Source organism: Novosphingobium indicum, assembly GCF_014645195.1.
GTDB classification, from domain to species: Bacteria; Pseudomonadota; Alphaproteobacteria; order Sphingomonadales; family Sphingomonadaceae; genus Novosphingobium; species Novosphingobium indicum.
In genome coordinates this window covers 115,139-138,796 of sequence record NZ_BMLK01000006.1, presented here as the reverse complement: position 1 = coordinate 138,796, position 23,658 = coordinate 115,139, and the positions used below count along the sequence as shown (strand labels likewise).

Annotated in this window: 26 protein-coding genes, 1 tRNA gene and 1 pseudogene; 13 read left to right on the top strand and 15 right to left on the bottom strand. The window is 62.4% G+C overall.

Going from position 1 to position 23,658, the window contains the following annotated elements; genetic code table 11:
• The 4 genes from rpsP to IEX64_RS07790 form a co-directional block, all read right to left on the bottom strand.
• Positions 1-444 (bottom strand): 30S ribosomal protein S16, encoded by a 444-nt coding sequence (rpsP, locus tag IEX64_RS07805; protein WP_188819092.1) that lies wholly within the window; start codon positions 442-444, stop codon positions 1-3.
• 29 nt (positions 445-473) lie between these two features.
• A complete protein-coding gene (gene ffh, locus IEX64_RS07800; RefSeq protein ID WP_188819091.1) occupies positions 474-1,934 on the bottom strand; it encodes a signal recognition particle protein in 1,461 nt (486 codons plus the stop codon).
• A gap of 196 nt (positions 1,935-2,130) precedes the next feature.
• A tRNA-Ala gene (locus tag IEX64_RS07795) sits at positions 2,131-2,206 on the bottom strand.
• 142 nt (positions 2,207-2,348) lie between these two features.
• Positions 2,349-2,669 carry an FYDLN acid domain-containing protein gene (locus IEX64_RS07790; RefSeq protein WP_188819090.1) on the bottom strand — a complete coding sequence of 107 codons (321 nt, stop codon included), beginning with the start codon at positions 2,667-2,669 and terminating at the stop codon, positions 2,349-2,351.
• Between the two features lie 202 nt (positions 2,670-2,871).
• Here IEX64_RS07790 and aroA point away from each other — a divergent pair, with 202 nt between their 5' ends.
• From aroA to gloB, 5 genes and pseudogenes are all read left to right on the top strand, one after another.
• Positions 2,872-4,188: a 3-phosphoshikimate 1-carboxyvinyltransferase gene (gene aroA, locus IEX64_RS07785; RefSeq protein ID WP_188819204.1), complete on the top strand. Its 1,317-nt coding sequence runs from the start codon at positions 2,872-2,874 to the stop codon at positions 4,186-4,188.
• Positions 4,185-4,421 (top strand): annotated as a pseudogene (locus tag IEX64_RS24405) (tRNA-specific adenosine deaminase); the annotation flags it as partial. The gene aroA and the pseudogene IEX64_RS24405, both read left to right, overlap by 4 nt.
• A 279-nt stretch (positions 4,422-4,700) precedes the next feature.
• Positions 4,701-5,330 carry a (d)CMP kinase gene (locus IEX64_RS07775; protein ID WP_188819089.1) on the top strand — a complete coding sequence of 210 codons (630 nt, stop codon included), beginning with the start codon at positions 4,701-4,703 and terminating at the stop codon, positions 5,328-5,330.
• 234 nt (positions 5,331-5,564) lie between these two features.
• A complete protein-coding gene (gene rpsA / locus IEX64_RS07770; RefSeq protein WP_188819088.1) occupies positions 5,565-7,265 on the top strand; it encodes a 30S ribosomal protein S1 in 1,701 nt (566 codons plus the stop codon).
• A gap of 117 nt (positions 7,266-7,382) precedes the next feature.
• Complete coding sequence (gloB, locus tag IEX64_RS07765; RefSeq protein ID WP_188819087.1) at positions 7,383-8,144, top strand: hydroxyacylglutathione hydrolase; 762 nt, start codon at positions 7,383-7,385, stop codon at positions 8,142-8,144.
• A gap of 27 nt (positions 8,145-8,171) precedes the next feature.
• Here gloB and IEX64_RS07760 read toward each other — a convergent pair whose 3' ends face one another.
• The 9 genes from IEX64_RS07760 to IEX64_RS07720 all read right to left on the bottom strand — a co-directional run bounded on the left by IEX64_RS07760 (position 8,172) and on the right by IEX64_RS07720 (position 15,303).
• Positions 8,172-8,360, bottom strand: coding sequence for a flagellar FlbD family protein (locus IEX64_RS07760; RefSeq protein WP_188819086.1), 189 nt, complete (start codon positions 8,358-8,360; stop codon positions 8,172-8,174).
• Positions 8,361-8,510: 150 nt separating this feature from the next.
• Positions 8,511-9,089 (bottom strand): F0F1 ATP synthase subunit B family protein, encoded by a 579-nt coding sequence (locus tag IEX64_RS07755; protein WP_188819085.1) that lies wholly within the window; start codon positions 9,087-9,089, stop codon positions 8,511-8,513.
• Complete coding sequence (locus IEX64_RS07750; RefSeq protein ID WP_188819084.1) at positions 9,082-9,576, bottom strand: F0F1 ATP synthase subunit B family protein; 495 nt, start codon at positions 9,574-9,576, stop codon at positions 9,082-9,084. The genes IEX64_RS07755 and IEX64_RS07750 overlap by 8 nt, the downstream gene beginning before the upstream one ends.
• 102 nt (positions 9,577-9,678) lie before the next feature.
• On the bottom strand, positions 9,679-9,903 hold the full coding sequence (locus IEX64_RS07745; protein ID WP_008833283.1) for a F0F1 ATP synthase subunit C: 225 nt from the start codon (positions 9,901-9,903) through the stop codon (positions 9,679-9,681).
• A gap of 39 nt (positions 9,904-9,942) precedes the next feature.
• A complete protein-coding gene (locus IEX64_RS07740) occupies positions 9,943-10,728 on the bottom strand; it encodes a F0F1 ATP synthase subunit A (protein ID WP_188819083.1) in 786 nt (261 codons plus the stop codon).
• Between the two features lie 54 nt (positions 10,729-10,782).
• Complete coding sequence (locus IEX64_RS07735; RefSeq protein ID WP_188819082.1) at positions 10,783-11,103, bottom strand: AtpZ/AtpI family protein; 321 nt, start codon at positions 11,101-11,103, stop codon at positions 10,783-10,785.
• Between the two features lie 287 nt (positions 11,104-11,390).
• Positions 11,391-11,792 carry a YdbL family probable chaperone protein gene (locus tag IEX64_RS07730; RefSeq protein ID WP_188819081.1) on the bottom strand — a complete coding sequence of 134 codons (402 nt, stop codon included), beginning with the start codon at positions 11,790-11,792 and terminating at the stop codon, positions 11,391-11,393.
• A complete protein-coding gene (locus IEX64_RS07725; RefSeq protein WP_188819080.1) occupies positions 11,792-12,097 on the bottom strand; it encodes a YnbE family lipoprotein in 306 nt (101 codons plus the stop codon). Before IEX64_RS07725 ends, IEX64_RS07730 begins: the two co-directional genes overlap by 1 nt.
• Positions 12,094-15,303: an intermembrane phospholipid transport YdbH family protein gene (locus IEX64_RS07720; protein ID WP_188819079.1), complete on the bottom strand. Its 3,210-nt coding sequence runs from the start codon at positions 15,301-15,303 to the stop codon at positions 12,094-12,096. The genes IEX64_RS07725 and IEX64_RS07720 overlap by 4 nt, the downstream gene beginning before the upstream one ends.
• Before the next feature lie 53 nt (positions 15,304-15,356).
• Between IEX64_RS07720 and radC the strand changes: the two genes are divergently transcribed.
• The 7 genes from radC to IEX64_RS07685 all read left to right on the top strand — a co-directional run bounded on the left by radC (position 15,357) and on the right by IEX64_RS07685 (position 22,136).
• Complete coding sequence (gene radC, locus IEX64_RS07715) at positions 15,357-16,091, top strand: RadC family protein (RefSeq protein ID WP_188819203.1); 735 nt, start codon at positions 15,357-15,359, stop codon at positions 16,089-16,091.
• Positions 16,091-16,825: an NRDE family protein gene (locus IEX64_RS07710; protein WP_188819078.1), complete on the top strand. Its 735-nt coding sequence runs from the start codon at positions 16,091-16,093 to the stop codon at positions 16,823-16,825. Before radC ends, IEX64_RS07710 begins: the two co-directional genes overlap by 1 nt.
• Positions 16,826-16,970: 145 nt before the next feature.
• Positions 16,971-18,767 (top strand): SLC13 family permease, encoded by a 1,797-nt coding sequence (locus IEX64_RS07705; protein WP_188819077.1) that lies wholly within the window; start codon positions 16,971-16,973, stop codon positions 18,765-18,767.
• Between the two features lie 104 nt (positions 18,768-18,871).
• Positions 18,872-20,185 carry an adenylosuccinate lyase gene (gene purB, locus IEX64_RS07700; protein ID WP_188819076.1) on the top strand — a complete coding sequence of 438 codons (1,314 nt, stop codon included), beginning with the start codon at positions 18,872-18,874 and terminating at the stop codon, positions 20,183-20,185.
• 77 nt (positions 20,186-20,262) lie between these two features.
• Positions 20,263-20,616: a LapA family protein gene (locus tag IEX64_RS07695; protein ID WP_188819075.1), complete on the top strand. Its 354-nt coding sequence runs from the start codon at positions 20,263-20,265 to the stop codon at positions 20,614-20,616.
• Between the two features lie 4 nt (positions 20,617-20,620).
• Positions 20,621-21,298 (top strand): orotidine-5'-phosphate decarboxylase, encoded by a 678-nt coding sequence (gene pyrF, locus IEX64_RS07690; RefSeq protein ID WP_188819074.1) that lies wholly within the window; start codon positions 20,621-20,623, stop codon positions 21,296-21,298.
• Positions 21,299-21,377: 79 nt separating this feature from the next.
• Positions 21,378-22,136 (top strand): SIMPL domain-containing protein, encoded by a 759-nt coding sequence (locus IEX64_RS07685; protein WP_188819073.1) that lies wholly within the window; start codon positions 21,378-21,380, stop codon positions 22,134-22,136.
• A 1-nt stretch (position 22,137) separates the two neighbouring features.
• On the opposite strand, the gene IEX64_RS07680 is transcribed toward IEX64_RS07685, so the two are convergent.
• Positions 22,138-22,560: a DUF4019 domain-containing protein gene (locus tag IEX64_RS07680; RefSeq protein ID WP_188819072.1), complete on the bottom strand. Its 423-nt coding sequence runs from the start codon at positions 22,558-22,560 to the stop codon at positions 22,138-22,140.
• Positions 22,561-22,611: 51 nt separating this feature from the next.
• On the opposite strand from IEX64_RS07680, the gene IEX64_RS07675 reads away from it, so the two are divergent.
• Positions 22,612-23,253 (top strand): phosphoribosylanthranilate isomerase, encoded by a 642-nt coding sequence (locus IEX64_RS07675; RefSeq protein ID WP_188819071.1) that lies wholly within the window; start codon positions 22,612-22,614, stop codon positions 23,251-23,253.
• 62 nt (positions 23,254-23,315) lie between these two features.
• Here the strand turns inward: IEX64_RS07675 and IEX64_RS24610 are convergent, their stop codons facing one another.
• Entirely contained in the window at positions 23,316-23,450 is a 135-nt protein-coding gene (locus IEX64_RS24610) for a hypothetical protein (protein WP_268238443.1), read from the bottom strand.
• Positions 23,451-23,658: the final 208 nt, after the last annotated feature.

Genomic DNA, 23,658 nt, shown 5'->3' with positions numbered 1-23,658 from the left:
TTAAGCCTCGGTCGATTCCTCGGTGCTTTCCTCAGCGGCAGCTTCTTCGGCCGGTGCTTCTTCAGCAGCCGGAGCTTCGGCAGCAGCCTTGGCGGCCTCTTCAGCTTCGCGCAGCTTCTCGGCACGCTCTTCAGCGCGTTCCTTGGCCTTGTCGCCCGGTTCACCCTTCTGCGGGTTGTTGGTCGGGGCGCGTTCCTTGAGGCCGGCCTTGTCGAGCATACGCGCAACGCGGTCGGTCGGCTGGGCGCCAACGCCGAGCCAGTAGTTCACGCGATCTTCGTTCAGCTTCACGCGGTTCTCGTCGTCCTTGGCGAGCAGCGGATTGTAGGTACCGATCTGCTCCAGGTACTTGCCGTCGCGCGGAGCGCGCGAGTTGGCAACGACGATCTTGTAGTAGGGGCGCTTCTTGGCACCACCGCGCGAAAGACGGATAGCAACGGACATTTTTCTACCTTTCTATCAAACTCTTGAAATTATTTTTTTAGAAACTTGCTGAGATCGGGTTGACCGCCTCCGCCGCCGAGCCCGGGCAATCCGCCGGCACCCGGGCCGAGGCCCTGCCCGCCGAGACCCGGCATGGCGCCATCGAGGCCGCCCTTGCCGAACATCGCGGCGAGGCCCTTGAGGCCGCCCATCTTCTTGATCTGCTTCATCGCCTTGGACATTTCCTGATGCATCTTGATCAGCTTGTTGATGTCCTGGACCTGCGTGCCGGACCCTTTGGCGACGCGGATCTTGCGCTTGGCGTTGAGAAGTGCGGGATTTGTGCGTTCCTTGGGCGTCATCGAACCGATGATCGCGTCCATGCGCACCAGCACCTTGTCGTCCATGTTCGAGGCGGCCATGGCCGCCTTGGCCTTCTTCATGCCCGGCATCATGTTCGCCAGCATGCCGAGACCGCCCATGTTCTGCATCTGCTTGAGCTGCATGCGCAGGTCGTTCATGTCGAACTTGCCCTGCTCCATGCGCTTGGCCAGCGCTTCAGCCTCCTCGACCTTAACAGATTCGGCGGCCTTTTCGACAAGGCTGACGACGTCGCCCATGCCGAGGATGCGGTTGGCAACGCGGCTGGGGTGGAAGATCTCGATAGCTTCGGGCTTTTCGCCCGTGCCGGCAAACTTGATCGGCTTGCCGGTGACGGCGCGCATGGAAAGCGCAGCACCGCCGCGCGCATCACCGTCCATACGGGTCAGCACGACGCCGGTCAGGTCAACTTCGCCGGAGAAGCTCTGGGCAACGTTGACAGCGTCCTGACCCGTCAGCGAGTCGACCACCAGCAGCGTCTCGCGCGGCGACGAGATGGCGGAGACCGCCTTCATCTCGTCCATCAGCTGCTGATCGACGTGGAGACGGCCTGCGGTATCGAGCAGCAGCACGTCCACTGCCTGCAGCTTGGCAGACTGCAGCGCGCGGGTGGCAATCTCGGTCGGCTGCTGGCCGGCGATGATCGGCAGCGTGGCAACGCCGACCTGCTCACCCAGCACCTTGAGCTGTTCCTGAGCAGCCGGACGGTTCACGTCCAGCGAGGCCATCAGGACCTTCTTGCCCTGCTTGTCCTTGAGGAACTTGGAAATCTTGGCAGTGCTGGTGGTCTTGCCCGAGCCCTGCAGACCGACCATCATGATCACGACCGGCGGCGCGGCATTGAGGTCGAGTTCGGGCGTCGTATCGCCGCCCAGCATCTCCACCAGCGCGTCGTTGACGATCTTGACGACCTGCTGGCCCGGCGTGACCGAGCGCAGGACCGACTGACCGATCGCCTTTTCGGTAACCTGATCGACGAAGCGGCGAACCACCGGCAGCGCCACATCGGCTTCCAGCAGCGCGATGCGAACTTCGCGCATGGCATCGCGGACGTCCTGCTCCTTGAGCGCGCCGCGACCGCGCAGCTTGTCGAATACGCCGCCAAGACGATCGGATAGAGAATCAAACATTGTCGTTCCTGTCCTCACTCCGGGCGAACATCGCGCCGAATTCCATCACGCAGACTGGCGAAGTCTGCAAAACGCCAAAAACGTCGGTGGACGAAACCTCGCCGACCGACGCATGCGCCATATTACGCGAAAAACGCCGGTGGACGAAACCTCGTCAACCAGCGTGTCGCTATCGCGCGAAACTTATGTAGCGAAATGGTGGAGCCTAGCGGGATCGAACCGCTGACCTCTACAATGCCATTGTAGCGCTCTCCCAGCTGAGCTAAGGCCCCGTGCCATTTCGTTCAGACGGCCCTGGGAGGTCCGTCTATCTCCTTGCTTGCGCTTGGGAGGCCGCCCTCTAATGGGGGCTTTCCCGCTTGGCAAGAGGGAAATTGGAGGCATCCGATTTTTTACCGGACGCCCCCTGCGTCCTTACTCGTCGCGATCGTCCTCGTCCTTGCCGCCACCGATGCCGAGATCATCGTCACCGCCGAGATCGACGTCGTTGTCGGGCGAATCGCTGTCCTCATCGATGTCCAGATCGTCATCGGCCAGATCATCGTCCTCGGTCTCGACCTTTTCCTTCTTCTGGACTTCCTCGAAGGGAATCGGCTGCTTGGATTTGAGCACCGGCTCGGGGTTCCACTCGTAACCGCACTCGATGCAGGTAACCGGGTCGTCCTTGCCCAGGTCATAGAAGCGGGTGCCACATTTCGGGCAGCCATGCTTGGCGCCCCACTCAGGCTTGGCCATGAATTGTCCTCGTCTTGCCTACCCGGATGGGTAAGGGCGTAAAATCCTAATTGATGGTAAGGCCCGGACTCAAAATCAAGCATCCGGATCGCATCAGGGCGCGCGCCTTGCCATAGGCGGCCCGCGCTGTCAAAAGCCGCGCGATTTTCCGGCCTGCCCTGCAACGAAAGCCAGATCCTTGAGCCACGCCCCCGATTCCGTCATGCGTCCCCGCCGCTTCCTGCCTGCAGGGCCGCTCAAGGGCCGGATTCGCGTGCCTGGTGACAAGTCGATCAGCCACCGCTCGATCATGCTCGGCGCTCTGGCGGTCGGCGAAACACGGGTGACCGGCCTTCTCGAAGGCGAAGATGTTCTGGCCACCGCCGCCGCGATGCGGGCGATGGGCGCAACGGTGGAGCGCAACGGTGAAGGCGCCTGGTCGGTGCATGGCGTGGGCGTAGGCGCGCTGCTGCAGCCTCAGAGCCCGCTCGACATGGGCAATTCCGGCACATCCACGCGGCTCCTCATGGGACTTATCGCCAGCCACCCGATAACGGCGGCCTTCACGGGCGATGCTTCGCTGTCGAAACGGCCGATGGGGCGGGTGATCGATCCGCTCTCGCAAATGGGCGCCAGTTTCGAGGCAAGCGAAGGGGGCCGCCTCCCCCTGATCCTCAAAGGCGCCAGTCCGGCCGTTCCGATCACCTACCGCCTTCCCGTCGCCTCCGCGCAGGTCAAGAGCGCGGTGCTGCTCGCCGGACTCAACACGCCGGGCATCACGACGGTCATCGAGCCGGTACCGACGCGCGACCACTCCGAGCGCATGTTGCGCGGCTTCGGCGCCGAACTCGATGTCGAGATAGAACCGGACGGCACCCGCGTGATTTCGATCCGGGGCGAAGCCGAACTCCGCCCGCAAGTGATCGACGTACCCGGCGACCCATCCTCGGCCGCTTTCTTTCTGGTGGCTGCACTGATTACGCCGGGCAGCGAAGTCGTGATCGAGAATGTCGGCCTCAACCCGACCCGCGCCGGACTGGTCGACGTCCTGCGCCAGATGGGCGGCCATATCGAGGAACTGAATCCGCGCGAAGTCGGCGGTGAACCGGTGGCCGATCTTCTGGTGAAGCACTCCACCCTCAAAGGCATCGAGGTCGATCCCGCCATCGCCCCCAGCATGATCGACGAATTCCCTGCCCTCTTCGTCGCTGCCGCGCTTGCCGAGGGCGAGACGGTCACCAGCGGGCTCGACGAGCTGCGTGTGAAGGAATCGGATCGCCTCGCCGTGATGGCAGCCGCCCTCACCGCCTCAGGCGCGCGAATCGACGAACGCGCGGACGGCCTCGTGATCACAGGTTCCGGCGGAGATCCCCTGCCCGGCACCGAAGGCCCCATCGCGACCCATCTCGACCACCGCATCGCGATGTCCATGGCCGTCGCCGGCCTCGCGAGTCGTGACGGCGTGGAAGTCGACGACACGCGCCCCATCGCCACCAGCTTCCCAGTGTTCGAGGCAATGCTGGATGGGCTCTCGGCGTGAGCGGCATCCGCCAGCGGGCCATCGATGCCTGCTACGAACAGGCGCTCAAGAGCTATCATGAAGGCGGCTTGCCGATCGGCTCGACACTGACCCGCGGCGACGAGATCATCGCAGTCGGCCACAACCGGCGGGTGCAGCAAGGCAATCCTATCCTCCACGGCGAAATGGACTGTCTGCAGAACGCCGGACGCCAGACCAGCTACCGCGACTGCACGCTCTACACCTCGCTGTCGCCCTGTATGATGTGTTCGGGGACGATCGTGCAATTCAAGATCCCCCACGTCGTCATCTGCGAGAACCGCAGTCATCTGCGAGAACCGCAATTTCGGCGGGAACGAGCAGTTCCTGCACGATCATGGCGTTGCCGTCGACATCGTCGACGATCCCCGCTGCATCGCATTGATGGCGCGCTTCATTGCCGAGAACGGCGCGCTATGGGCGGAAGACATCGCCGACTGAACCGAACACGGCTCAGCCTTGCCAACCCCGGCGCGGCGCGTCATGGGAACGGCATGATTATCGCCGTGGATGGACCGACCGCTTCAGGCAAAGGCACGATTGCGCGGGCCCTCGCCGCCCATTTCGGGCTGCCGCATCTCGATACCGGACTGCTCTATCGCGCAGTCGGGCGACAATGCGCGCTCAACGGCGGCAACCCGGACGATCCCGCCGATGCCCGCGCCGCCTGCACGTTTCCCGATAGCCTGCTTGACGATCCCGAGCTGCGTTCCGAGGCAACTGGCGGATTGGCAAGCCGCGTCTCGATCCATTCCGATGTGCGCAAGGCCCTCTACGAGCGTCAACGCAGCTTCGCGACCCAACCCGGCGGTGCCATCCTTGACGGGCGCGACATCGGCACCGTCATTGCACCCGAAGCAGACGCCAAACTCTTCGTGACAGCAAGTGTCGAAGCCCGCGCCGAGCGCCGCCATAGCGAAATGCTCGAACAGGATCGCGCGGTCTCGATCGAGGACATCACCGCCGACCTCGCAGCCCGTGACAAACGCGACCGCACGCGCAAGGATTCGCCCCTAGTGGTCGCCGAAGATGCGCTGGTGATCGAGACATCGGGCCTGCGGCGCGAGGAAGCCATTGCCGCAGCGATCGCGGCTGTCGACGCCTTGCTCGCCGAGCACCGCTGAAACCGACGGCGCGCTGCCGCTTTGCACGCCATTTTCCTTGCATTTCTGCACACACGCGCGTACGGCGCGCCGGTTCGAAGGCTCCAGTGGCCGGAGAACGCCGCAGACCGCGTTCGGCGCCTGCGGCAGTTCGGCCCTTTTGGCCCGCCGATGCAATGGTGCGGATGGCGGAGAAAGACCGGCGGAAACAACCGCCTGGCCGGAAAAATCGTAAAGACAGGAAACACCTGAACAATGGCTACTTCTGCCAATCCGACTCGCGACGATTTCGCGAAAATGCTCGACGAGCAGCTCGGTGGCGTCGCTGACGACGGCTTCGAAGGCCGCGTCGTCAAGGGCACCATCACCGCCATCGAAAACGACAAGGCCGTCATCGACGTAGGCCTCAAGAGCGAAGGCCGCGTGCCGCTGCGCGAATTCGCGCGTGGTGAAGACGAGCACGGCCTCAAGGTCGGCGACGAAGTCGAAGTCTATGTCGACCGCGTCGAGAACGCCGACGGCGAAGCGATGCTGTCGCGCGACCGCGCCCGCCGCGAAGCCGCGTGGGACAAGCTCGAAAACGAATTCGGCGAAGGCAAGCGCGTCGAAGGCGTGATCTTCGGTCGCGTCAAGGGCGGCTTCACCGTCGACCTCGACGGCGCCGTGGCCTTCCTGCCCGGCTCGCAGGTCGACATCCGTCCGGTGCGCGACGTCGCTCCGCTGATGGACGTGCCGCAGCCCTTCCAGATCCTCAAGATGGACCGTCGCCGCGGCAACATCGTCGTTTCGCGCCGCGCCGTTCTCGAAGAGACCCGCGCCGAGCAGCGCAGCGAGCTGATCGACAAGCTGAGCGAAGGCCAGGTCATCGACGGCGTCGTCAAGAACATCACCGACTACGGTGCGTTCGTCGACCTCGGCGGCATCGACGGCCTGCTCCATGTCACCGACATGAGCTACAAGCGCGTCAACCACCCGAGCGAAGTGATCAATATCGGTGACACCGTCACCGTGCAGATCATCCGCATCAACACCGAAACGCAGCGCATCTCGCTGGGCATGAAGCAGCTCGAGAGCGATCCGTGGGAAGGTGCAGCGGTCAAGTACCCGGTCGGCGCCAAGCTCACCGGTACGGTCACCAACATCACCGAATACGGCGCCTTCGTGGAGCTGGAACCGGGCATCGAGGGTCTCGTCCACGTGTCCGAAATGTCCTGGACCAAGAAGAACGTCCACCCGGGCAAGATCGTTTCGACCTCGCAGGAAGTCGAAGTCATGGTGCTGGAAGTCGATTCCGACAAGCGCCGCATCTCGCTCGGCCTCAAGCAGGCTCAGCAAAACCCCTGGGAAGCCTTTGCCGAGAAGCACCCGGTTGGTTCGCAGGTTGCTGGCGAAGTCAAGAATGCCACCGAGTTCGGCCTGTTCATCGGCCTGGACGGCGACGTCGATGGCATGGTCCACATGTCGGACATCGCCTGGGGCATCTCGGGCGAGGACGCCCTGGCTCTGCACCGCAAGGGCGAGGAAGTCGAAGCTGTCGTTCTCGACGTCGACGTCGAGAAGGAACGCATCAGCCTCGGCATGAAGCAGCTTGAGCGTGGCGCTCCGGCAGCCGGTGTCGCAACCGGCGGTTCGCTCCGCCGCGGCGAAGTCGTCACCGTCAGCGTTCTCGAAGTCCGCGATGGCGGCCTCGAAGTGCAGGCTGGCGAAGACGGCGCAACCGGCTTCATCAAGCGCTCGGACCTCGGCCGCGACCGCGACGAACAGCGTCCGGACCGCTTCCAGGTCGGCCAGAAGATCGACGCCATGGTCACCGGCTTCGACCGTTCGAAGAAGCCGAACTTCTCGATCAAGGCGCGTCAGCTCGCCGAAGAGAAGGAAGCCGTGGAACAGTACGGTTCGTCCGACTCGGGTGCATCGCTCGGCGACATCCTCGGCGAGGCGCTGAAGAACCGTTGATCTTGTGCCGTCCCTTCGGGGACACGGCAAAGCAAATCACCAAGAGCCCGTCCGGAGCGATCCGGGCGGGCTTTTGCTTTGCCGTAACATGGCTACATTGGGGGCAAGGAGATTGAGATGCTCGAAGTCCACCAGTTCCCTTGCCTGTCCGACAACTACGGCTACCTGCTGCACGATCCGGACAGCGAGGAGACCGTCTGCATCGACACACCCGATGCGAACGAATATCTGCGTCAGGCAGGCCGCAAGGGCTGGCAGATTACGCAGATCTGGAACACCCACTGGCACCCCGACCATGCGGGCGGCAACGAGGCCATCAAGGCCGTCACCGGTTGCCAGATCACCGCACCGGCGGGCGATGCCGAAAAGATCGAAGGCGCGGACCGTCTTGTAGAACAGGGCGACATCGTCGCTATCGGCGACTGGCAGGCCGGTGTCATCGACGTCGGCGGGCATACGCTCGGACACATTGCCTACCACGTTGCAGGCGCCACCATGGCCTTCGTCGGGGATTCGCTATTTGCGCTGGGCTGCGGCCGCATGTTCGAGGGGACGGCTCCGCAGTTCTGGGACAGCCTCAAACGCCTCAAGGCGCTGCCACCCGAAACGATGATCTACTGCGCACACGAGTACACCGAGGCCAATCTCCGCTTCGCCCTGCATGCCGATCCCGACAACGCCGAACTCGCAGCCTACGCGAAGGACATCGCACGCTGGCGCGAGGCAGGATTGCCGACGGTTCCCGCCAAGCTGGGCCGCGAACTCAAGACCAATCCGTTCCTGCGCGCCGACGATCCGGACATGGAGGCCCGCTGGGGTGGCGGCGGTGATGCGGTGGCGACATTTGCTGCCCTGCGCGCGGCGAAGGACAACTTCTGAGCACCGTCACCACCGCGCCGTAAGAAGCTAGGTGTCAGGGAAAGACAAAGTGCGGTTGAGGCGATCCATCACCTCATCCAGCGGCTCGACCACGGTAACGCTGCGGCCCTCGCCGAACCGTATCCGGGTGCCGTCGGAAACCTGCGTCACGAACGTGACCTGAGACGCGTTGATCGCGGTTGGCGTCCGATCGATCCCGGTCAGCTTGATGAACATGGCATCCACTCTCCTTGCTATTATGGCACGAACCTAGCGCTTCGTGTGCCGGACGCCAGCAGGAGATAGATCTTTGAGCCGGAAAATGAAAAAGCCCCCGCAATCAGCGGAGGCTTTTCAAAATCTACAGATGGCCGAAACGGCCGGAATTCAGATACCGGCAATAGCCTGATCGACCAGTGCCTTGTCGGCATCGGCCGAGTGGTTGGCAGCAATCAGCCCCTTGGCTGCGGCGGCGGCCGCTGCTGCGGCCTGATTGCGCAGACCGGTCACAGCGGCGAGTTCGGCAGCTCCGATCTTGTCCTGCGCCATCTTTTCACGGCGAACGATCACCTCGGCAGCGTCATGCTCCGCCTTGGCAACGATGGCTTCTGCCTCGTGCTGGGCGTGCTCGATCATGGCCGCCGCGTCCTTTTCGGCGTTGGCGATCTTGTCGGCATATTCCTTGCGCAAGGCTTCTGCCTCGGCGCGCAGGGTCTTTGCTTCCTCAAGCTGAGCCTTGATCTCCGCGATGCGGGAATCGAGCCCCTTGGTGAGCATGCCGGGCAACCCCTTCCAGACCGCGATGGCCAGCAGCACGATCATAGACGTACTGACGACCGCGACGGGTGGAGCAATACCGAGCAGAGCCGGTTCGGCGTGATGCTCTACCGTGGCATGGGTTTCGGCACCCGCGAGGGCGGCCCCTTCCGCGGAAAGGTTGTGCTGAATAGCAACATCATCAGCCATGGACCAGGTTCTCCTTTACGGCCGAACGCACGGCAGTGTCGTCCAGCGAAAGGCCGGCAACGCGGCTGACGATGTCGCGCGCGGCGTCGGCAGCGACGTCTTCGATCTCTGCCGCAGCCGAGCGGCGCGCTTCGGCGATACGGGTTTCGGCTTCCGCGAGCTTGCTGTCGATCAGGACTTGGGCAGCGGCCAGACGCTCTTCGGTAGCAGCAGCAGCCTTGCTGCGCGCTTCAGCGATCAGGGCCTGGGCCTGGGCACGGTTGGCGTTTTCACGCTTGCGCCACGATTCCTCTTCCTCGTCAGCCTGCTTGCGAGCACGCTCCGCGGCGAGAAGGTCGTCGGCAATCTGCTTGTCACGCTGCGCCACCGTATCCATCACTTTCGGCACCATGCCCCGCCCAACGGCGAAGAAGGTGAAACCGAAAAAGATCAGCAGCCAGAAAATCTGGCTGGAATAGGTCGCGGCTAGCTGTGCGATCTGAGGCATTGGTCAGCCCTGTCTCGTGGTGGCCGTCAAAATTTCGATCCGCCGATCGAACCGCTCCACCAAAGGGTCAGAGCGGTTCGGCCGAACGGAACTGCGTTGCGATCAGGCGAAGATCAGCAGCGCGGCAATAACGAACGAGAGCAGGCCCAGAAGCTCGGCACCGGCGAAGCCGATGAACAGGCGGCCCTGCTGGGCGTCAGCGGCGCCCGGGTTGCGCAGTGCGCCTTCGAGGAACTTGGCGAAAACGTTGCCCACGCCGATCGAAGCGAGGCCAGCGCCGATAGCGGCGAAACCAGCACCAAGCAGCTTTGCAGCTTCTGCGTCCATTTCAAAAACTCCCTTTGGAAAACTCGATTGGCTGTAAAATCAGTGAAGGTTCTCGGCGTCATTGAGATAGACGCAAGTGAGAAGAGCGAAAACGTAAGCCTGAATGCCAGCGACCAGCAGCTCAAGAGCGCAGATGCCGACCATCAGGATGAAGCTGGGCACACCAGCGATGGCGAAAAGGCCAAGGTTGGCATTGCCCGAGCTGATTACGAAGCTCGAAAGCACTTCGAGCAAAACGTGCCCCGCCATCATCGCGACGAAGAGACGCAGGCCGAGGCTGAACGGGCGCACCAGGAACGAGATCAACTCGACCACGAAAATGGCCGGGATCATCAGAGCGGGCGTACCGTGCGGCACAAACAGCGAGAAGAAGTGCAGCTTGTGCTTGGCGAAACCGACGATGATCACGATCGAGAAAGACAGGATCGAAAGTACACCGGTAGCCGAGAAGTGGCTGGTGAACGTGAAGGGATGGAGGCCCAGCACACCCAGCGGCATCAGGCCGAGGAAGTTCGCGAAGAGAATGAACATGAACAGCGAGAAGATGTAAGGCACATACTTCTTGCCGTTGGCGCCGACATTGGCGGCAAGCATGCCATCGACGAAGCCGGTGAACGTTTCCACCGCCATCTGCCAGCGTCCGGGCACGAGCTGACGCTTCGCACCGCCCGCCACGAAGACGAACAGCAGCGCTGCTGCAATCGCCATCCACAGCGAACTGTTGGTGAAAGCGACATTGTAACCAGCAATATTCCAGCCATCCGAGCCGAACATCGGCTGGATGGTAAACTGGTGCATCGGGTCGACCTTGCCTTCGGCTGCCACGCGAATATTCCTGTCGCCTACTGAACAGCAGCGTCCCTTCCCACCCCCCTTGGGTCAGTCAGGACGCCGGTTCGAAATCCGGATAATGTTTCTGAAGGCAACGAATATTCCGAAGAACAACATTACCAACAGACCCCAGGGAGACGTTCCGGCGAAGTGATCAATCACCCAACCGATAAACAGTCCACCCGCAAGTCCCCCCAGCAATTCCGACAACACCCGGTTCCCGAGACGATAATTCTCGTCCGTTCCCGCGCTTGCCGTCGGTTGGTTACGCTTCTCTTCCCGCTCTCGAAGGGCCTTGAGCCTTTCATCGAGCGCGTCGATCCGCGCATCCTCGCCAACAGGGTCCGGGGCAGGTGGCTCGTCGTTCATGTCAGGCTCCTCTTTGACACAGGAACGAATGACGCGTTCAACGGCTGCCCGCCCAGGGCGCCGCCCCCTTAGGTTGCGGCTTTTCCCGAGTCAACCGTGGCCGGTGCTGCACTGCAACTATCGACGCTCAACCGCCGCCCAAACGATGCAGACTTGGCCCCGACCCCAGATAGTCCCGATCCAATACCGCGTTGGCGATGCTGCAAAAAAAAGGGCCGGATGACAATGCTGTCAGCCGGCCCTTTCAAACGAATCAAAGTCGGATTGTGTCCAACGCGCTCCCGCCGTCACTTGCAGCCGGACGGACGCGGCGGCATCGCGGAGCCGCGCGTCTGCCAGGAGCCGTCGGGCGCCTGATACTTCTCACCAGGCTTGGTGTCCGCCAGCAGGCGGCAGGCAGTCGCGGTGGCGTATTCCTGAACCGTGCTTTTCGAGGCAGCCGCACCTTCGGTATAGACGGCGCGGCGCTTGTTGTTGAGGTCCCGCACCATCGCGACGATCGAAGCTGGCTGACTGCCGACAACACCGAGATAACCGTCCTGCTGCTCGCCCACCTTGCCGGAGGCACGCGCGTCGGCATATTCGGGGCTGCGACCATCGGCATGGACAGCGACAGAGCCCGTGGCCAGCAATGCTGCCGCAATGGCGATTGCGACGAATTTCAAACTCTTGATCGACATCGTGGTCATCAGAAAATGTCCCTGTTCTCCTCGATCGTCTTGGCCGCTTGCGCGTCAAGGCGATAGACGACTTCCTGCCGGATATTGATGTTCAGCTCGATCACGATCGGCTTGTCGGGCGCGGACACGTTCACGCAGCCGCCAAGCCCCCCGATCGCGCATGCTGACATCAGCACCGGCGCATGTTTAATCATGGCACGAACGGCGCGCCTGCCGGACCTTCCGCTATCCTGCTGCACAATGTTTCCACCCCAACCTTGCGTTGCGGGATTACTTGCAGCCGGAACACGTCCGGTCAATTCGCATACCGTCATGGATTATTCTCGCTGACTGAAGGCTGAATGGCAGGGCCTGGAACTGATTGCTGCCCGAAGGTCCTGGGGCGCCCGTCGGTGCCCATGAGGCCGAGCGTGCGCGGATCGGTCACATAAGATGGATCGTAGAGTGAACGCAGCGGCGAAAAGAGGCTGAAGAACGGCGCCTTGATGTTGAGCACAAAGCGTATGGGCAGCCTGGCAATTTGCTTGGTCAGGAAATTGCTCGATGCGCCGGCGCCCTGACTGAGCCCGGTGAAGCTGACCCGGGTGATAATCTCCCCGGCGAGTTCCCCGCCCATAGTGACTTCCATGCTCGTGTAGTCCACGGACTTGAGCGTATCGAAGGCGAAGTTTCCCATCGCCGACAGATCCTTGTAGGTCAGTTCACCGACGTAGGCGACGTTGCCGCCCGGAGGCCTGGACAGCAGGTGCCCTTCCTCGATTCTTCCCCCGTTCTCGTCGAACACGAGCGGCAACTGGCCATCAAAGACGCCCGAAGCATTGAGGTTGGAAAGCTCCAGCCGCTGCACGAAAATCGATGCGTCTAGCCCCTTGACCCTCAGCGTGTAGTATCGCGTTTCCGCAACGCCGATCTTCATGTGCGCCGGATCGAGCGTCAGCGTGCCGCCCATGAACGGCCAGCGGGCGCCGTTCACCTGCAGATTGTAATCGGGCAGCATCTCGAACGACAGAGTACCATCCGTCGCTTCGACACCGGGGTTGATGGAATCGATGTGCAATGTCTGGTCCGGCGCGGTTACCAGACCGAGCAGATCAGTGAACACGACTTTGCCCGAGAGGCCTCTCACCGGGCCGAACGCTGCGGCGAAATCCACGCCATCGGTCGAGAACGTACCGTCGCTGGTAACGCCCTGCGCGTTCCAGTCGATACGACCCTGCCCACGGACAACGCCCTGCAGATTCGAGACCACACCGAGGGCTAGCGACGACAGGGCATCTGCCTGAAGGTCATCGTCGAAACGGATACCATCGACGGCCAGATCGGCATGGCCCGTGCTGTCCGACAGGTCGTGGACAATATCGGCGCGAACCACCTCCCGGTCACTCTCGGGCTCGCGGATCAGGGCTTTCGCCGTGATGACATTGCTCTCAAGCCGTAAGGTGGCGTCACGCGCCATCATCGGCTTGAAGCGCGCCGCCTTCTGGCGATCGACAAGCACGAAGCTGGCGCCGTCGACAGTTACCACCCCGTCTTTGTAGGCCCAGTCCCCGGTAGTCTGGTGCATGTCCAGCGGCACAGCGAAAAGACTTATATCGGCACCGTCGAACCTTCCGGCAACCTGATCCGCCACATTGGCATTGAGATCGGCGATGGCGAAGTGCGATGCGCTGTCTTCGGGACCAAGATCAACCTGGAGCGCCTTGGCTGCAATGACACCCGGCTGCGTCCCGTTCTGTGCATATCCCAGCGGTCCGCTCGCTATGCGGATCTGCGTTTCGCCCAGACGTCCAGCCAGATCCATATCCGAGACGCCTGCGGCAAGGTGCAGCCCCGATCGGTCGGTGCGGACAATTGTACCTCCCTTGCCAGGACATATGGCCAGGCTGCGCCTATCGAGCGTAAGATTGGCGAAGCGAAGGCTATCGAACGTAACCTGAGTGCACCCAGGCCATACCGTCAGATCCCCCGCGGCGCTCCATCGCCCTTCGACAGGAACCTTCAAATTATCCGCATAACCGCCAGGCAGATCGCCGGAAATTCCGGCGCGCCCGTTGAAGGCAAGCGCCCCGTTGGCATTCTGGACCAACTCCAGTTGCGGAAGCACGATGCTCGCATTTCCGGCACGATATTCGGGCATTGCAACGTGCATTGTCAGACGCCGACCGCCGCCGCTTTCCATCCGTCCCGAAATGTTCGGCAAGTCGCGACCGCCCGTGGCAAAATTGCCGGTCACGCGCGGCACATCTCCGTTAGCAAACATGGCCTTCACGCGCGACAGGGTAAGCAAAGAGGAGCCACTGCCACCTCTCAGCGACCCGCGCGGCACCACCACGCTCAGGCCTTCCGCAGTCCGTCGGACGATCACATTGGCGGCAAGCGTGCTGCTTCTTGCCTCGCGTGCCAGCGCTCCGCGCATCCGCGCCGCCAATGGCGCCACGAGGGTGTCTGCTCCAGACGTCTCAGCCTCGGCCAGAGCCTTATCGATTTGCCTGCCCAGCTTAACACCGTCGCCGCTGACGTCGCCCTCGATGTCGAAGCGATCAAATCCCTGTGCCGACCGGGCACGGCCATCGAAAGACAGGCTGGCAAAGCCAACCTGAGGTGTCGTGACGCCGCGCGCTTTGAGAGCGTACCGGGCGTTCAGCCCGCTGTCGCGGTACGTGAAGTCGGCCGTTCCGGATGCCCCGTCGATTCGGCTTTCCGCATAGCGCCCTGCCCCGGCATTGATCCCCAGTTTGCCGCGAGCGCCATCGAGAGCCTTGTCCAGCGTCACGTCCAGTTTCAGTCCTGCCTGCCTGAGGGCAATGCCCCGATCCGGACAGGACAGGTTGGCGAGACGCACCGGGCCTACAAAGCGCGGCTGCTGCGCCTTGGTCGTCAACTTTCCGTAGAGACTGGCGCGATGGGCCATGCAGCCGGCGAGAACGGGATCGGGGACGACTGCTGCCAATTCGCCTTCGAAACCGCCGCGCAAGGCACCGGCACCTTTCAGCGTGATGCCGATGCGGCCACTGTCCGTTTCGATCAGCGCACCGCCGTCCTCGATGACAACGTCCAGAGCCGGCATTTCAAACGGACCGCCCTGCCCGCTGAACAGCACCTCGTCGAGACTGCCAAAACTGACCTTGCCATCATGGACCGATCCGAAAAGGCGCGGACGCACGACTGTGATGCGTCCAAGCCTTGGCATCCCCCATGTGAGGCGCGTTTCAACACGCAATTCTTCAATGGTGAGATCGGGAGACGCTGGATCGCCGACAACCAGATCGCGCACGACCTGCTCGGACGGCCCGATCGACACGACCTCGTACTTTGCCGGCAGTCCCAGCGAATCGAGTTCGTCCGATATGACGGTATCGGCGATGTCCTTGCGCATGATCCAGACGACGCCGAGCGCCAGGATCAAAAGCGCAGCAAGCCCCAGCAGCACCCAACGCCAACGGGCCCGGCGCACGGGCTGCGCGCCGGTCTCGTCCACCGTCATCTCGGGACTGGGGGGCAGGTCCTGCTCTTGCGCCATCCGCTCCATCACTTGCGCTGGCCGCGCGGGAAAGGCAATTGTTTGTGCATTCTATGCCGGAAGACACCCCTCTCTTCGATGAACGCGCCGTGCCTGAGCGCCGCCCCGGCGATATGGGCAACGACCCGAGCGGACATCGCAAGCGTCTTCGCAAGCGACTGCTCGATGGGGGGCTGGAAGCATTGGCCGATCACGAGGTGATAGAACTCCTCCTCACCCAAGCGGTTGCGCGACGTGACATGAAACCGCTCGCCCGCAGTCTGTTGCAGCGGTTCGGGTCACTCGCGGGCGTATTGCAGGCCAATCCGCGTACGCTCTCGGCCCACCCCGGAATGGGCGAGGCCACAACCGTCGCGCTCCAACTAGTCCGCGTTGCGGCAACCCGAATGGCCCGCGAGAAAGTGCGCGAAGCTCCGATTATAAGCTCGTGGCAGGCCCTGATCGACTACCTGACCATCGACATGGCCCATCTGACGGTCGAGCGCGTGCGAGTGCTTTACCTCAATGCCCGGAACATGCTGGTGCTTGACGATCTGGTCGGGGAAGGCTCGATCGACGAAGCTGCCATCCATCCCCGCGAAGTCATCCGGCGCGCACTGGACATCGGCGCGACCGCGCTGATCCTCGTCCACAACCATCCTTCCGGTTCGCCGAACCCCAGCCGGGCAGACATCGAGATCACCAATCGTATCGCCGAAGCCGGGCGTCTCTTGGGAATCACCGTGCACGATCACGTCATCATCGGGCGCGAAGGCCACGTCAGCCTGAAAGCCAAGGGCCTGATCTGATGTGCGTTGCTGCCGTTGCCTGGAATGCCCATCCCGACTGGCTACTCGTGTGCGCCGGGAACAGGGACGAATTTCATGCCCGCCCCGCGGTACCACTTTCCAGATGGTCCGACGGGTCCGGCATCATCGCAGGAACCGACCTGACAGGCGGCGGCACCTGGCTGGGGGTCACCGAAGCGGGCCGGTTCGCTCTCGTCACCAACTACCGCGTCCCCGAAGGCCCTCAGCCCGGACGGCCTTCCCGCGGAAAGCTTGTGACCGACCTGCTCACGGGACGCGCTCCCCAGAACATGGAGGCCATGAATCCTTTCAATCTGGTGATGGTCGAAAACGGAACGGCATCATTTCTCACCAATTTTCCAATTCTCGAAAGAAGAGCGCTGTCGCCCGGCATGCACGGCCTGTCGAACGGCGGTTTCGATGTGCCATGGCCCAAGACATTGGAAGTACAGGCCGCCATCGAACGATGGATGGCCGCAGGCGAGGACGACTTCTCCTCACTTCTCCATGCCCTGCGCAACGAGTGCCCCGGGCCTGCTCCGGCTCACCCTGGGCAAGGCCCCGAGCCGCGCTTTGCCCCCGTATTCATCGGCGATGCGGTATATGGAACGCGCTGCAGCACCGTCATCGCCATCCGGCACGATGGCACCGGTCGGATCGTCGAAAGAAGTTACTCGGAAGAAGGCGCCGCCACCTACGAACATGCGACTAATTTCAAGTGGCCGGTAGCGTGACCTCCCTTTCGACCACCCCCGCCGAACAAAAATTTCATGTCCTTTGTCAATTATTTTTATAGACAAATGACCCTTGCGTAACACGCAATTCCCGCTAACTCATGCTGCCGGCTTTGACGCCAAGTAACGAGGGGCAGCATAGGACATGATTCCGGGAATCGGTGCGAGTTCGCCTGCCGTAATGGGCATTCTCCTAGTCCTGTTGTTCTTGGCGTTCGCGTTGGAACTCGCCGCACCGGAAGTCATCGCACTGATACTGGTCGCGGTATTGCTCGTATTGGGCGTAGTGGCCACTGACGATGTTCTTGCATCGATGAGCAACCCTGCGCCCCTTACCATCGCCTGCATGTTCATCATCTCATCGGCGATGGTACGAACGGGTGCGCTCGATTTTCTGGCCGCGCGCATTACCGGCATCGGCAAGAAACGCCCCGCAGTTTCCGTCGCGATCTTTCTCGCCGTCATCGCAGCCATGTCGGCTTTCACCAACAACACCCCTCTCGTCATGATGATGATCCCGGTAGGGATGACCTTGGCGAAAGAACTGGACATGGCTCCTTCCAAAATTCTGATGCCCATTTCCTTTGCGGCGGTGCTGGGCGGCACGGTAACCTTGCTGGGCACTTCCACAAACATTCTGGTCGATGGCGTTGCCCGCAAAGCGGGAATCGCTCCGTTTTCCATTTTCGAGATCGCCCCGGTGGGCATTGTCGTGGCGGTCATCGGCGTAATCTGGCTGGCAGCTTCCCACCGCCTGCTTCCCGAACGCCTCACCGTCGCCGGGCTGACACCCAACAATGACAACAAGCGCTTTGTCGTCTCCGTCTTCATCGAAGCGGGATCGCCCTATATCGGCTGCAATCCAAGAGAGATCGACCTGTTCGCCCGCCCCGAACGCAGGCTTGTAGACGTGCTGCGCGGCGATGAATCGCTCAGGCGCGATTTCGATAATTGCGTACTCGATGAAGGCGACATTCTCGTCATGCGCACATCCGCGACCGACCTTATGACAATCAAGGAACGCGGCGAGCATGCGCTGACAGCCTCATCCACCAATGATCCGCATCTGGTCCAGCTCTCGGCGCGAAACTCCAAGATGGTGGAAACGCTGCTCGCGCCGGGCGCGGCGATTATCGGACATACGCTTGCCAACCTCCGCCTGCGTAGGCGTTATGGCGTCTATCCCATCGCCCTGCATCGCAAGGGCACGAATCTCGAAGAACGCTACGAAACCGTACCGCTCGAGGTCGGCGACACGATCCTGATGGAGGGCGCGCCCGACGATTTGCGACGCCTCGTTCAGGACCAGCAACTGGTCAACATAGCCGAACCCACCGTGCGCGGTTTCCGTCGCAACAAGGCGTGGATCGCCGTGGGCACCATGATCGGTGTGGTAGTGGCAGCGGCTTTCAACCTCATGCCCCTGGCCGGCCTCGCCATACTCGGTGTGGCCATAGTGCTGGGAATGCGCTGCGTGGAGGCCGACGAGGCCTTCAAAGCCGTCGACTGGCGCATCATCGTGCTGATCATCGCCATGCTCTCGATCGGGACCGCGCTCGAGAAGACCGGGCTGGTAGAAGCCATCGTAACGCTTGCAACGCCATGGCTTGGAACGATGGGACCATTCGCAGCGCTTGTGGCGATCTACCTTCTCAGCCTGGTGCTTACAGAACTTGTGACCAACAACGCCGTGGCGGTAGTGGTCACGCCCATCGGCATCAGCCTCGCCCAAGCACTGCATGTCGATCCGCGCCCCTTCGTGGTGGCCGTGATGTTCGCTGCATCGGCCAGCTTCCTGACACCTATCGGCTACCAGACCAACACCCTGGTCTACGGTGCTGGCGGCTACAAGTTCACGGACTTCTACAAATACGGCTTTGCCCTTACGCTTGTCGTGGCGATTACCACCCTGACGATGATCCCGATGATCTGGCCGTTCTGACAACCAGCGCCCTCAACCGCCGGCCGGCTTTTCCAACCGCCCTTGCCTTTCCTCCGTTCGCACCCTAGCGGCTCTCGCGCATCTAGGTCTGCAAGGAGTCGAACATGGTCCCCCGTTATGCCCGCCCGGCAATGACTGCGATCTGGGAGCCGGAAGCCCGCTACCGCATCTGGTTCGAGATCGAGGCACACGCCGCCGTGAAGATGGGCGAGATGGGCACCGTGCCGGAAAGCGCGGGCAAGGCTCTGTGGGACTGGTGGGCGACCGATCCGAAGATCGACGTCGAAGCCATCGACGCGATCGAGGCGGTCACCAAGCACGACGTCATCGCCTTCCTCGACTGGGTTGCCCAGCAGGTCGGGCCGGAAGCGCGCTTCATGCACCAGGGCATGACCAGCTCCGACGTGCTCGACACCACGCTGAACGTTCAGCTTGCCCGCGCCGCAGATATCCTGCTTGAGGACCTCGATGCCCTGCTCGCCGCCATCAAGCGCCGCGCCGAAGAGCACAAGTACACTCCCTCCATCGGCCGCAGCCACGGCATCCATGCCGAGCCGGTCACTTTCGGTCTCAAGCTGGCCGAGGCCCACGCCGAATTCGCCCGTGCGAAGAAGCGCCTGATCGCCGCCCGTGAAGAAATCGCGACTTGTGCCATTTCGGGCGCGGTCGGCACGTTCGCCAACGTCGATCCGGCGGTGGAAGCCTATGTAGCAGACAAGATGGGTCTCGAGATCGAGCCCGTCTCGACCCAGGTCATCCCGCGCGACCGCCACGCGATGTTCTTCGCGACGCTGGGCGTCATCGCCAGCTCGATCGAGCGACTTGCTGTCGAGGTCCGCCACCTGCAGCGCACCGAAGTTCTCGAGGCCGAGGAATACTTCTCACCTGGCCAGAAGGGTTCGAGCGCGATGCCGCACAAGCGCAACCCGGTCCTCACCGAAAACCTCACCGGACAGGCGCGCATCATTCGCTCCTACGCCATGCCGGCGATGGAAAACGTGGCGCTCTGGCATGAACGCGACATCTCGCACTCGTCGGTCGAACGCTTCATCGGTCCCGATGCGACGATCACTCTCGACTTCGCACTGGCGCGCCTGACCGGCGTGATCGACAAGCTCCTTATCTACCCGGAACGTATGCAGAAGAACCTTGATCGCATGGGCGGTCTTGTTCACTCGCAGCGCGTGCTGCTGGCCCTCACGCAGGCCGGCCTGACCCGCGACGAAAGCTACCGCCTCGTCCAGCGCAATGCGATGAAGGTGTGGGAGTCCGACGGGCAGCTCAGCCTGATGGAACTGCTCAAGGCGGACCCAGAAGTTGCAGCGGCCTTGCCGGCAGACGTGATCGAGGAAAAGTTCAACCTCGACTACCACTTCAAGCACGTCGATACGATCTTCGATCGCGTCTTCGGCGCCTGAGCCTGCCCGCCGGTCTTCCCTTGCCCGGCATTACATCCTAGCATCGGCGCAGTCCCGCGAGGAAGGCAGGAGGAAAAATGCAGATCATCCGCACCGTGGTTTGGATCGCGATCACCGCGATTCTCGTCGCTTTCATCGCCATGAACTGGACAAAGGTTCCGGTGAACTTCTGGCCGCTGGAAGGTGGCAACTACATTCACTTCGAATGGCCGGTCGGGGTTGTAGCGCTGGTATTCTTCCTGCTGGGAGGGGTGCCGGTATGGCTTTACCTGCGGGCCACACGCTGGCGGATGGGCCGTCGCATCTCGTCCCTGGAAAATTCACTGAGGGCCAGTTCCATGCCCTCGATCAATGCGCACGCCGATACGCCCGCCACAACCGAAAGTGTTTCCAAGGAAACGCCTTCGCCAACAAGCTCGCCGGAAGTCTGATCCTATGAACCACAATCCCGTCTTTCTCGCTCTCGACCTGCCCCGCCTCGACGCCGCCGAGGCTCTGGCGCGCAAGGTTGCGGGGCACATCGGCGGGATCAAGCTCGGGCTCGAGTTCTTCTGCGCCCATGGCCACCATGGCGTGCACGAACTGCACAAGCTCGGCCTGCCGATTTTCCTCGATCTGAAGCTGCATGACATTCCCAACACGGTCGCCGCGGCAATGCAGGCCATCCACGTTCTGGAGCCGGCCATCGTCACCGTGCACGCATCGGGCGGCCGCGCCATGATGGAGGATGCCAAGGCCGCAGCGGGGGAGAACACCAAGGTCGTGGGCGTTACTGTCCTCACCAGCCTCGACGATGACGATCTGACCGCGACCGGCGTCTCCTGCTCACCCCATGATCAGGCCCTGCGCCTTGCAGATCTGGCGCATTCCGCAGGGCTCGACGGCATCGTCTGCTCCGGACACGAAGTCGGCGCAGTTCACAAGCAGTGGAAGGACGGCTTCTTCGTGGTCCCCGGCCTGCGCCCCGACGACGGCAAGAACGGCGACCAGAAGCGTACCGTAACACCGCGCCAGGCCCGCGATGCCGGCGCCAGCGTGCTCGTGATCGGACGCCCGATCTCGCGCGCCGAGGACCCGATGGCCGCAGCACGGGCGATCGAAGCGACGCTCTGAACTCCTTGACCCGGTTCAGGCCCGGGCAACCTGCTTCCATCCAGTTCGTTGGGAAGACCGAACAGATGGAGAGTTGTCGATGAAACGCCTGCCCCTGATTACCGCACTCGCCATGGGGACGAGCCTCGTAGCCGCCGCGCCCGCCGCGATGGCGCAGCAGACTAGCCCGATGCCGACGATCCAGACCGGCCACACCCTGCTGACCGTGTCGGCCGAGGGCTCGTCGGCGCGCACGCCCGACATGGCCCGCTATTCCGCCGGTGTTACCACGCAAGGCGCGACGGCAAGCGAAGCGCTTTCCGCCAATTCGGCGCAGATGAACCGGGTGATGGCTGCCCTCAAGCAGGCCGGTATTGCCGACAGGGACATCCAGACCAGCAATCTCAACCTCCGCCCGGTCTATGCCCAACCCAAGCGCCAGCCGGACGGCAGCTATGACGAAAGCGAGCAGCGCATCGTCGCCTATCGTGCCACCAACACCGTCTCCGTGCGGCAGCGCAAGCTGGAAGACATGGGCAAGGTGATCGATGCGCTCGTCAAGGCCGGCGCCAACCAGGTCAACGGCCCGAATTTCGCGCTAAGCGAACCTGACGAGGCTCAGGATGAAGCCCGCATGGAGGCGATGAAGAAGGCGCGCGAGCGCGCCAACCTCTACGCAAAGGCCGCAGGCCTGCGGGTCGTGGGTATCGTCTCGATCAGCGAGAGCGGCGGCTACACGCCCAGCCCCGTCATGTACGCACGCGCCGAGAAGATGGACGCTGCCGCGCCGCCTCCGGTAGCAGCTGGCGAGCTGGAAATGAACGTCAACGTGACCGTCCAGTTCGAGCTTGCGCCCTGATTCAGTTCAGCATCATGTCCTGCGACTGGATGTTGTAGGCGACCAGCTTGGGCTTGCCTTCGTCGTCCTTGCGATAGACGAACCGCTCGGTGCCGCTGCCCTTTTCGAAAGTCGTACGCATTGTCAGCGTCAGGTAAGTCCCGCCCGTCGTGGCATTGGCATTCCAGCCGACCTGCTCGCTCGCCGTGACCTTGCCCAGCTTGTTGTGCACGGCGTCGAGCAGCCGGCCGAACTTGTTGCGGGTGGTTGCATTGCGCAGCTCGGGACTGGCTTCGGCCCACAGACCCTGCCATTTTCCGGCGTCGAGAGCGGTATGAAACTGCGCGACTTCCTGCGACGCGTCCTTGAACGACTCCTTCACGCCGCACCCGGCAAGCATTGCAGCCACGGCAAATGGCACTAGATAGCGCGCCAGACGGTTCATTTGGGTCCCTCTCCAACAGCTGGGGACCGCAATCTAGGCAAGAACACTCCAATGCCAACAGCGGCCATCAAGATTTGCGGCATAAGCACACCGGTAGCTCTGGAAGCCGCGATCCGGGCACGTGCCGACTATGCCGGCTTCGTGTTCTTTCCCAAGAGCCCGCGCAACGTCACTCCGGCGCAAGCGGCAGAACTGGCCGTGCGCGCCAAAGGCTGGATCGCCAGAGTCGGGTTGTTCGTCGATGCAGACGATGCGACGCTTGCCGAGGCGGTGGAGGCTGCCGATCTCGATGTGCTTCAGCTTCACGGCAAGGAAACCCCGGAGCGTGCGGCACAGCTACGCGCGCGTTTCGGGTTGCAGGTATGGAAAGCGCTCCCCGTCGCCAGCGCCGATGATGTGGAACGCGCCCGGGTCTATGCGGGCGCCGTCGATCTGCTGCTGTTCGATGCCAAGACGCCCGCAGACGCCCTGCCTGGCGGCATGGGGCTCAGTTTCGACTGGAGCCTCGTCGCCGGCTGGAAAGGGGCGACGGCATGGGGCCTTGCCGGCGGCCTGACGCCGGACAACGTCGCCGAAGCCTTGGCGATGACGCAGGCGCCACTGGTCGACACATCATCAGGCGTGGAAAGCGCGCCGGGTGTGAAGGACGAAGACAAGATCGCTGCCTTCTGCGCGGCCGTACGCCGCACATAAGCGAAAGAGCGGCCGCGCGCGCGATGCGGGCCGCCCCTTTGCGTCCATCAGGATGCCTGGGTTCAGGCGCGATGGACCTGCTGTGCCGAATAGGCGGCAAAAGCATTTGCCTGCGCATCGTTGACAGCCGCGTTGGCGATACCGAACATGGCGAATACGGCCAGAGCGGCGGCGGAAAGACTGGTAAGACGGTTCATTTTACATTCCTTGAAGCAGTATTGACAACTAAGAGCGGATTTCATTGCCGACCTTGTCTTGATGCGCCGCTCTCTATGCTTCTTCGCTGACCGCGCCAATCTCCGCTCGTCGAAGACGAAGGACTTGGTCGGCCTGCCAATGACATTCGTCGATTGCGGAAGCGCAACCATGTCCAAAAGGGCGTCTGGACAAGCGAAGGCGGCTCTG

Coding starts and splice junctions, on each gene's coding strand:
- rpsP (WP_188819092.1), bottom strand. CDS start 444: ATGTCCGTTGCTATCCGTCTTTCGCGCGGTGGTGCCAAGAAGCGCCCC.
- ffh (WP_188819091.1), bottom strand. CDS start 1,934: ATGTTTGATTCTCTATCCGATCGTCTTGGCGGCGTATTCGACAAGCTG.
- IEX64_RS07790 (WP_188819090.1), bottom strand. CDS start 2,669: ATGGCCAAGCCTGAGTGGGGCGCCAAGCATGGCTGCCCGAAATGTGGC.
- aroA (WP_188819204.1), top strand. CDS start 2,872: ATGCGTCCCCGCCGCTTCCTGCCTGCAGGGCCGCTCAAGGGCCGGATT.
- IEX64_RS07775 (WP_188819089.1), top strand. CDS start 4,701: ATGATTATCGCCGTGGATGGACCGACCGCTTCAGGCAAAGGCACGATT.
- rpsA (WP_188819088.1), top strand. CDS start 5,565: ATGGCTACTTCTGCCAATCCGACTCGCGACGATTTCGCGAAAATGCTC.
- gloB (WP_188819087.1), top strand. CDS start 7,383: ATGCTCGAAGTCCACCAGTTCCCTTGCCTGTCCGACAACTACGGCTAC.
- IEX64_RS07760 (WP_188819086.1), bottom strand. CDS start 8,360: ATGTTCATCAAGCTGACCGGGATCGATCGGACGCCAACCGCGATCAAC.
- IEX64_RS07755 (WP_188819085.1), bottom strand. CDS start 9,089: ATGGCTGATGATGTTGCTATTCAGCACAACCTTTCCGCGGAAGGGGCC.
- IEX64_RS07750 (WP_188819084.1), bottom strand. CDS start 9,576: ATGCCTCAGATCGCACAGCTAGCCGCGACCTATTCCAGCCAGATTTTC.
- IEX64_RS07745 (WP_008833283.1), bottom strand. CDS start 9,903: ATGGACGCAGAAGCTGCAAAGCTGCTTGGTGCTGGTTTCGCCGCTATC.
- IEX64_RS07735 (WP_188819082.1), bottom strand. CDS start 11,103: ATGAACGACGAGCCACCTGCCCCGGACCCTGTTGGCGAGGATGCGCGG.
- IEX64_RS07730 (WP_188819081.1), bottom strand. CDS start 11,792: ATGACCACGATGTCGATCAAGAGTTTGAAATTCGTCGCAATCGCCATT.
- IEX64_RS07725 (WP_188819080.1), bottom strand. CDS start 12,097: ATGACGGTATGCGAATTGACCGGACGTGTTCCGGCTGCAAGTAATCCC.
- IEX64_RS07720 (WP_188819079.1), bottom strand. CDS start 15,303: ATGGCGCAAGAGCAGGACCTGCCCCCCAGTCCCGAGATGACGGTGGAC.
- radC (WP_188819203.1), top strand. CDS start 15,357: ATGCCGGAAGACACCCCTCTCTTCGATGAACGCGCCGTGCCTGAGCGC.
- IEX64_RS07710 (WP_188819078.1), top strand. CDS start 16,091: ATGTGCGTTGCTGCCGTTGCCTGGAATGCCCATCCCGACTGGCTACTC.
- IEX64_RS07705 (WP_188819077.1), top strand. CDS start 16,971: ATGATTCCGGGAATCGGTGCGAGTTCGCCTGCCGTAATGGGCATTCTC.
- purB (WP_188819076.1), top strand. CDS start 18,872: ATGGTCCCCCGTTATGCCCGCCCGGCAATGACTGCGATCTGGGAGCCG.
- IEX64_RS07695 (WP_188819075.1), top strand. CDS start 20,263: ATGCAGATCATCCGCACCGTGGTTTGGATCGCGATCACCGCGATTCTC.
- pyrF (WP_188819074.1), top strand. CDS start 20,621: ATGAACCACAATCCCGTCTTTCTCGCTCTCGACCTGCCCCGCCTCGAC.
- IEX64_RS07685 (WP_188819073.1), top strand. CDS start 21,378: ATGAAACGCCTGCCCCTGATTACCGCACTCGCCATGGGGACGAGCCTC.
- IEX64_RS07680 (WP_188819072.1), bottom strand. CDS start 22,560: ATGAACCGTCTGGCGCGCTATCTAGTGCCATTTGCCGTGGCTGCAATG.
- IEX64_RS07675 (WP_188819071.1), top strand. CDS start 22,612: ATGCCAACAGCGGCCATCAAGATTTGCGGCATAAGCACACCGGTAGCT.
- IEX64_RS24610 (WP_268238443.1), bottom strand. CDS start 23,450: ATGAACCGTCTTACCAGTCTTTCCGCCGCCGCTCTGGCCGTATTCGCC.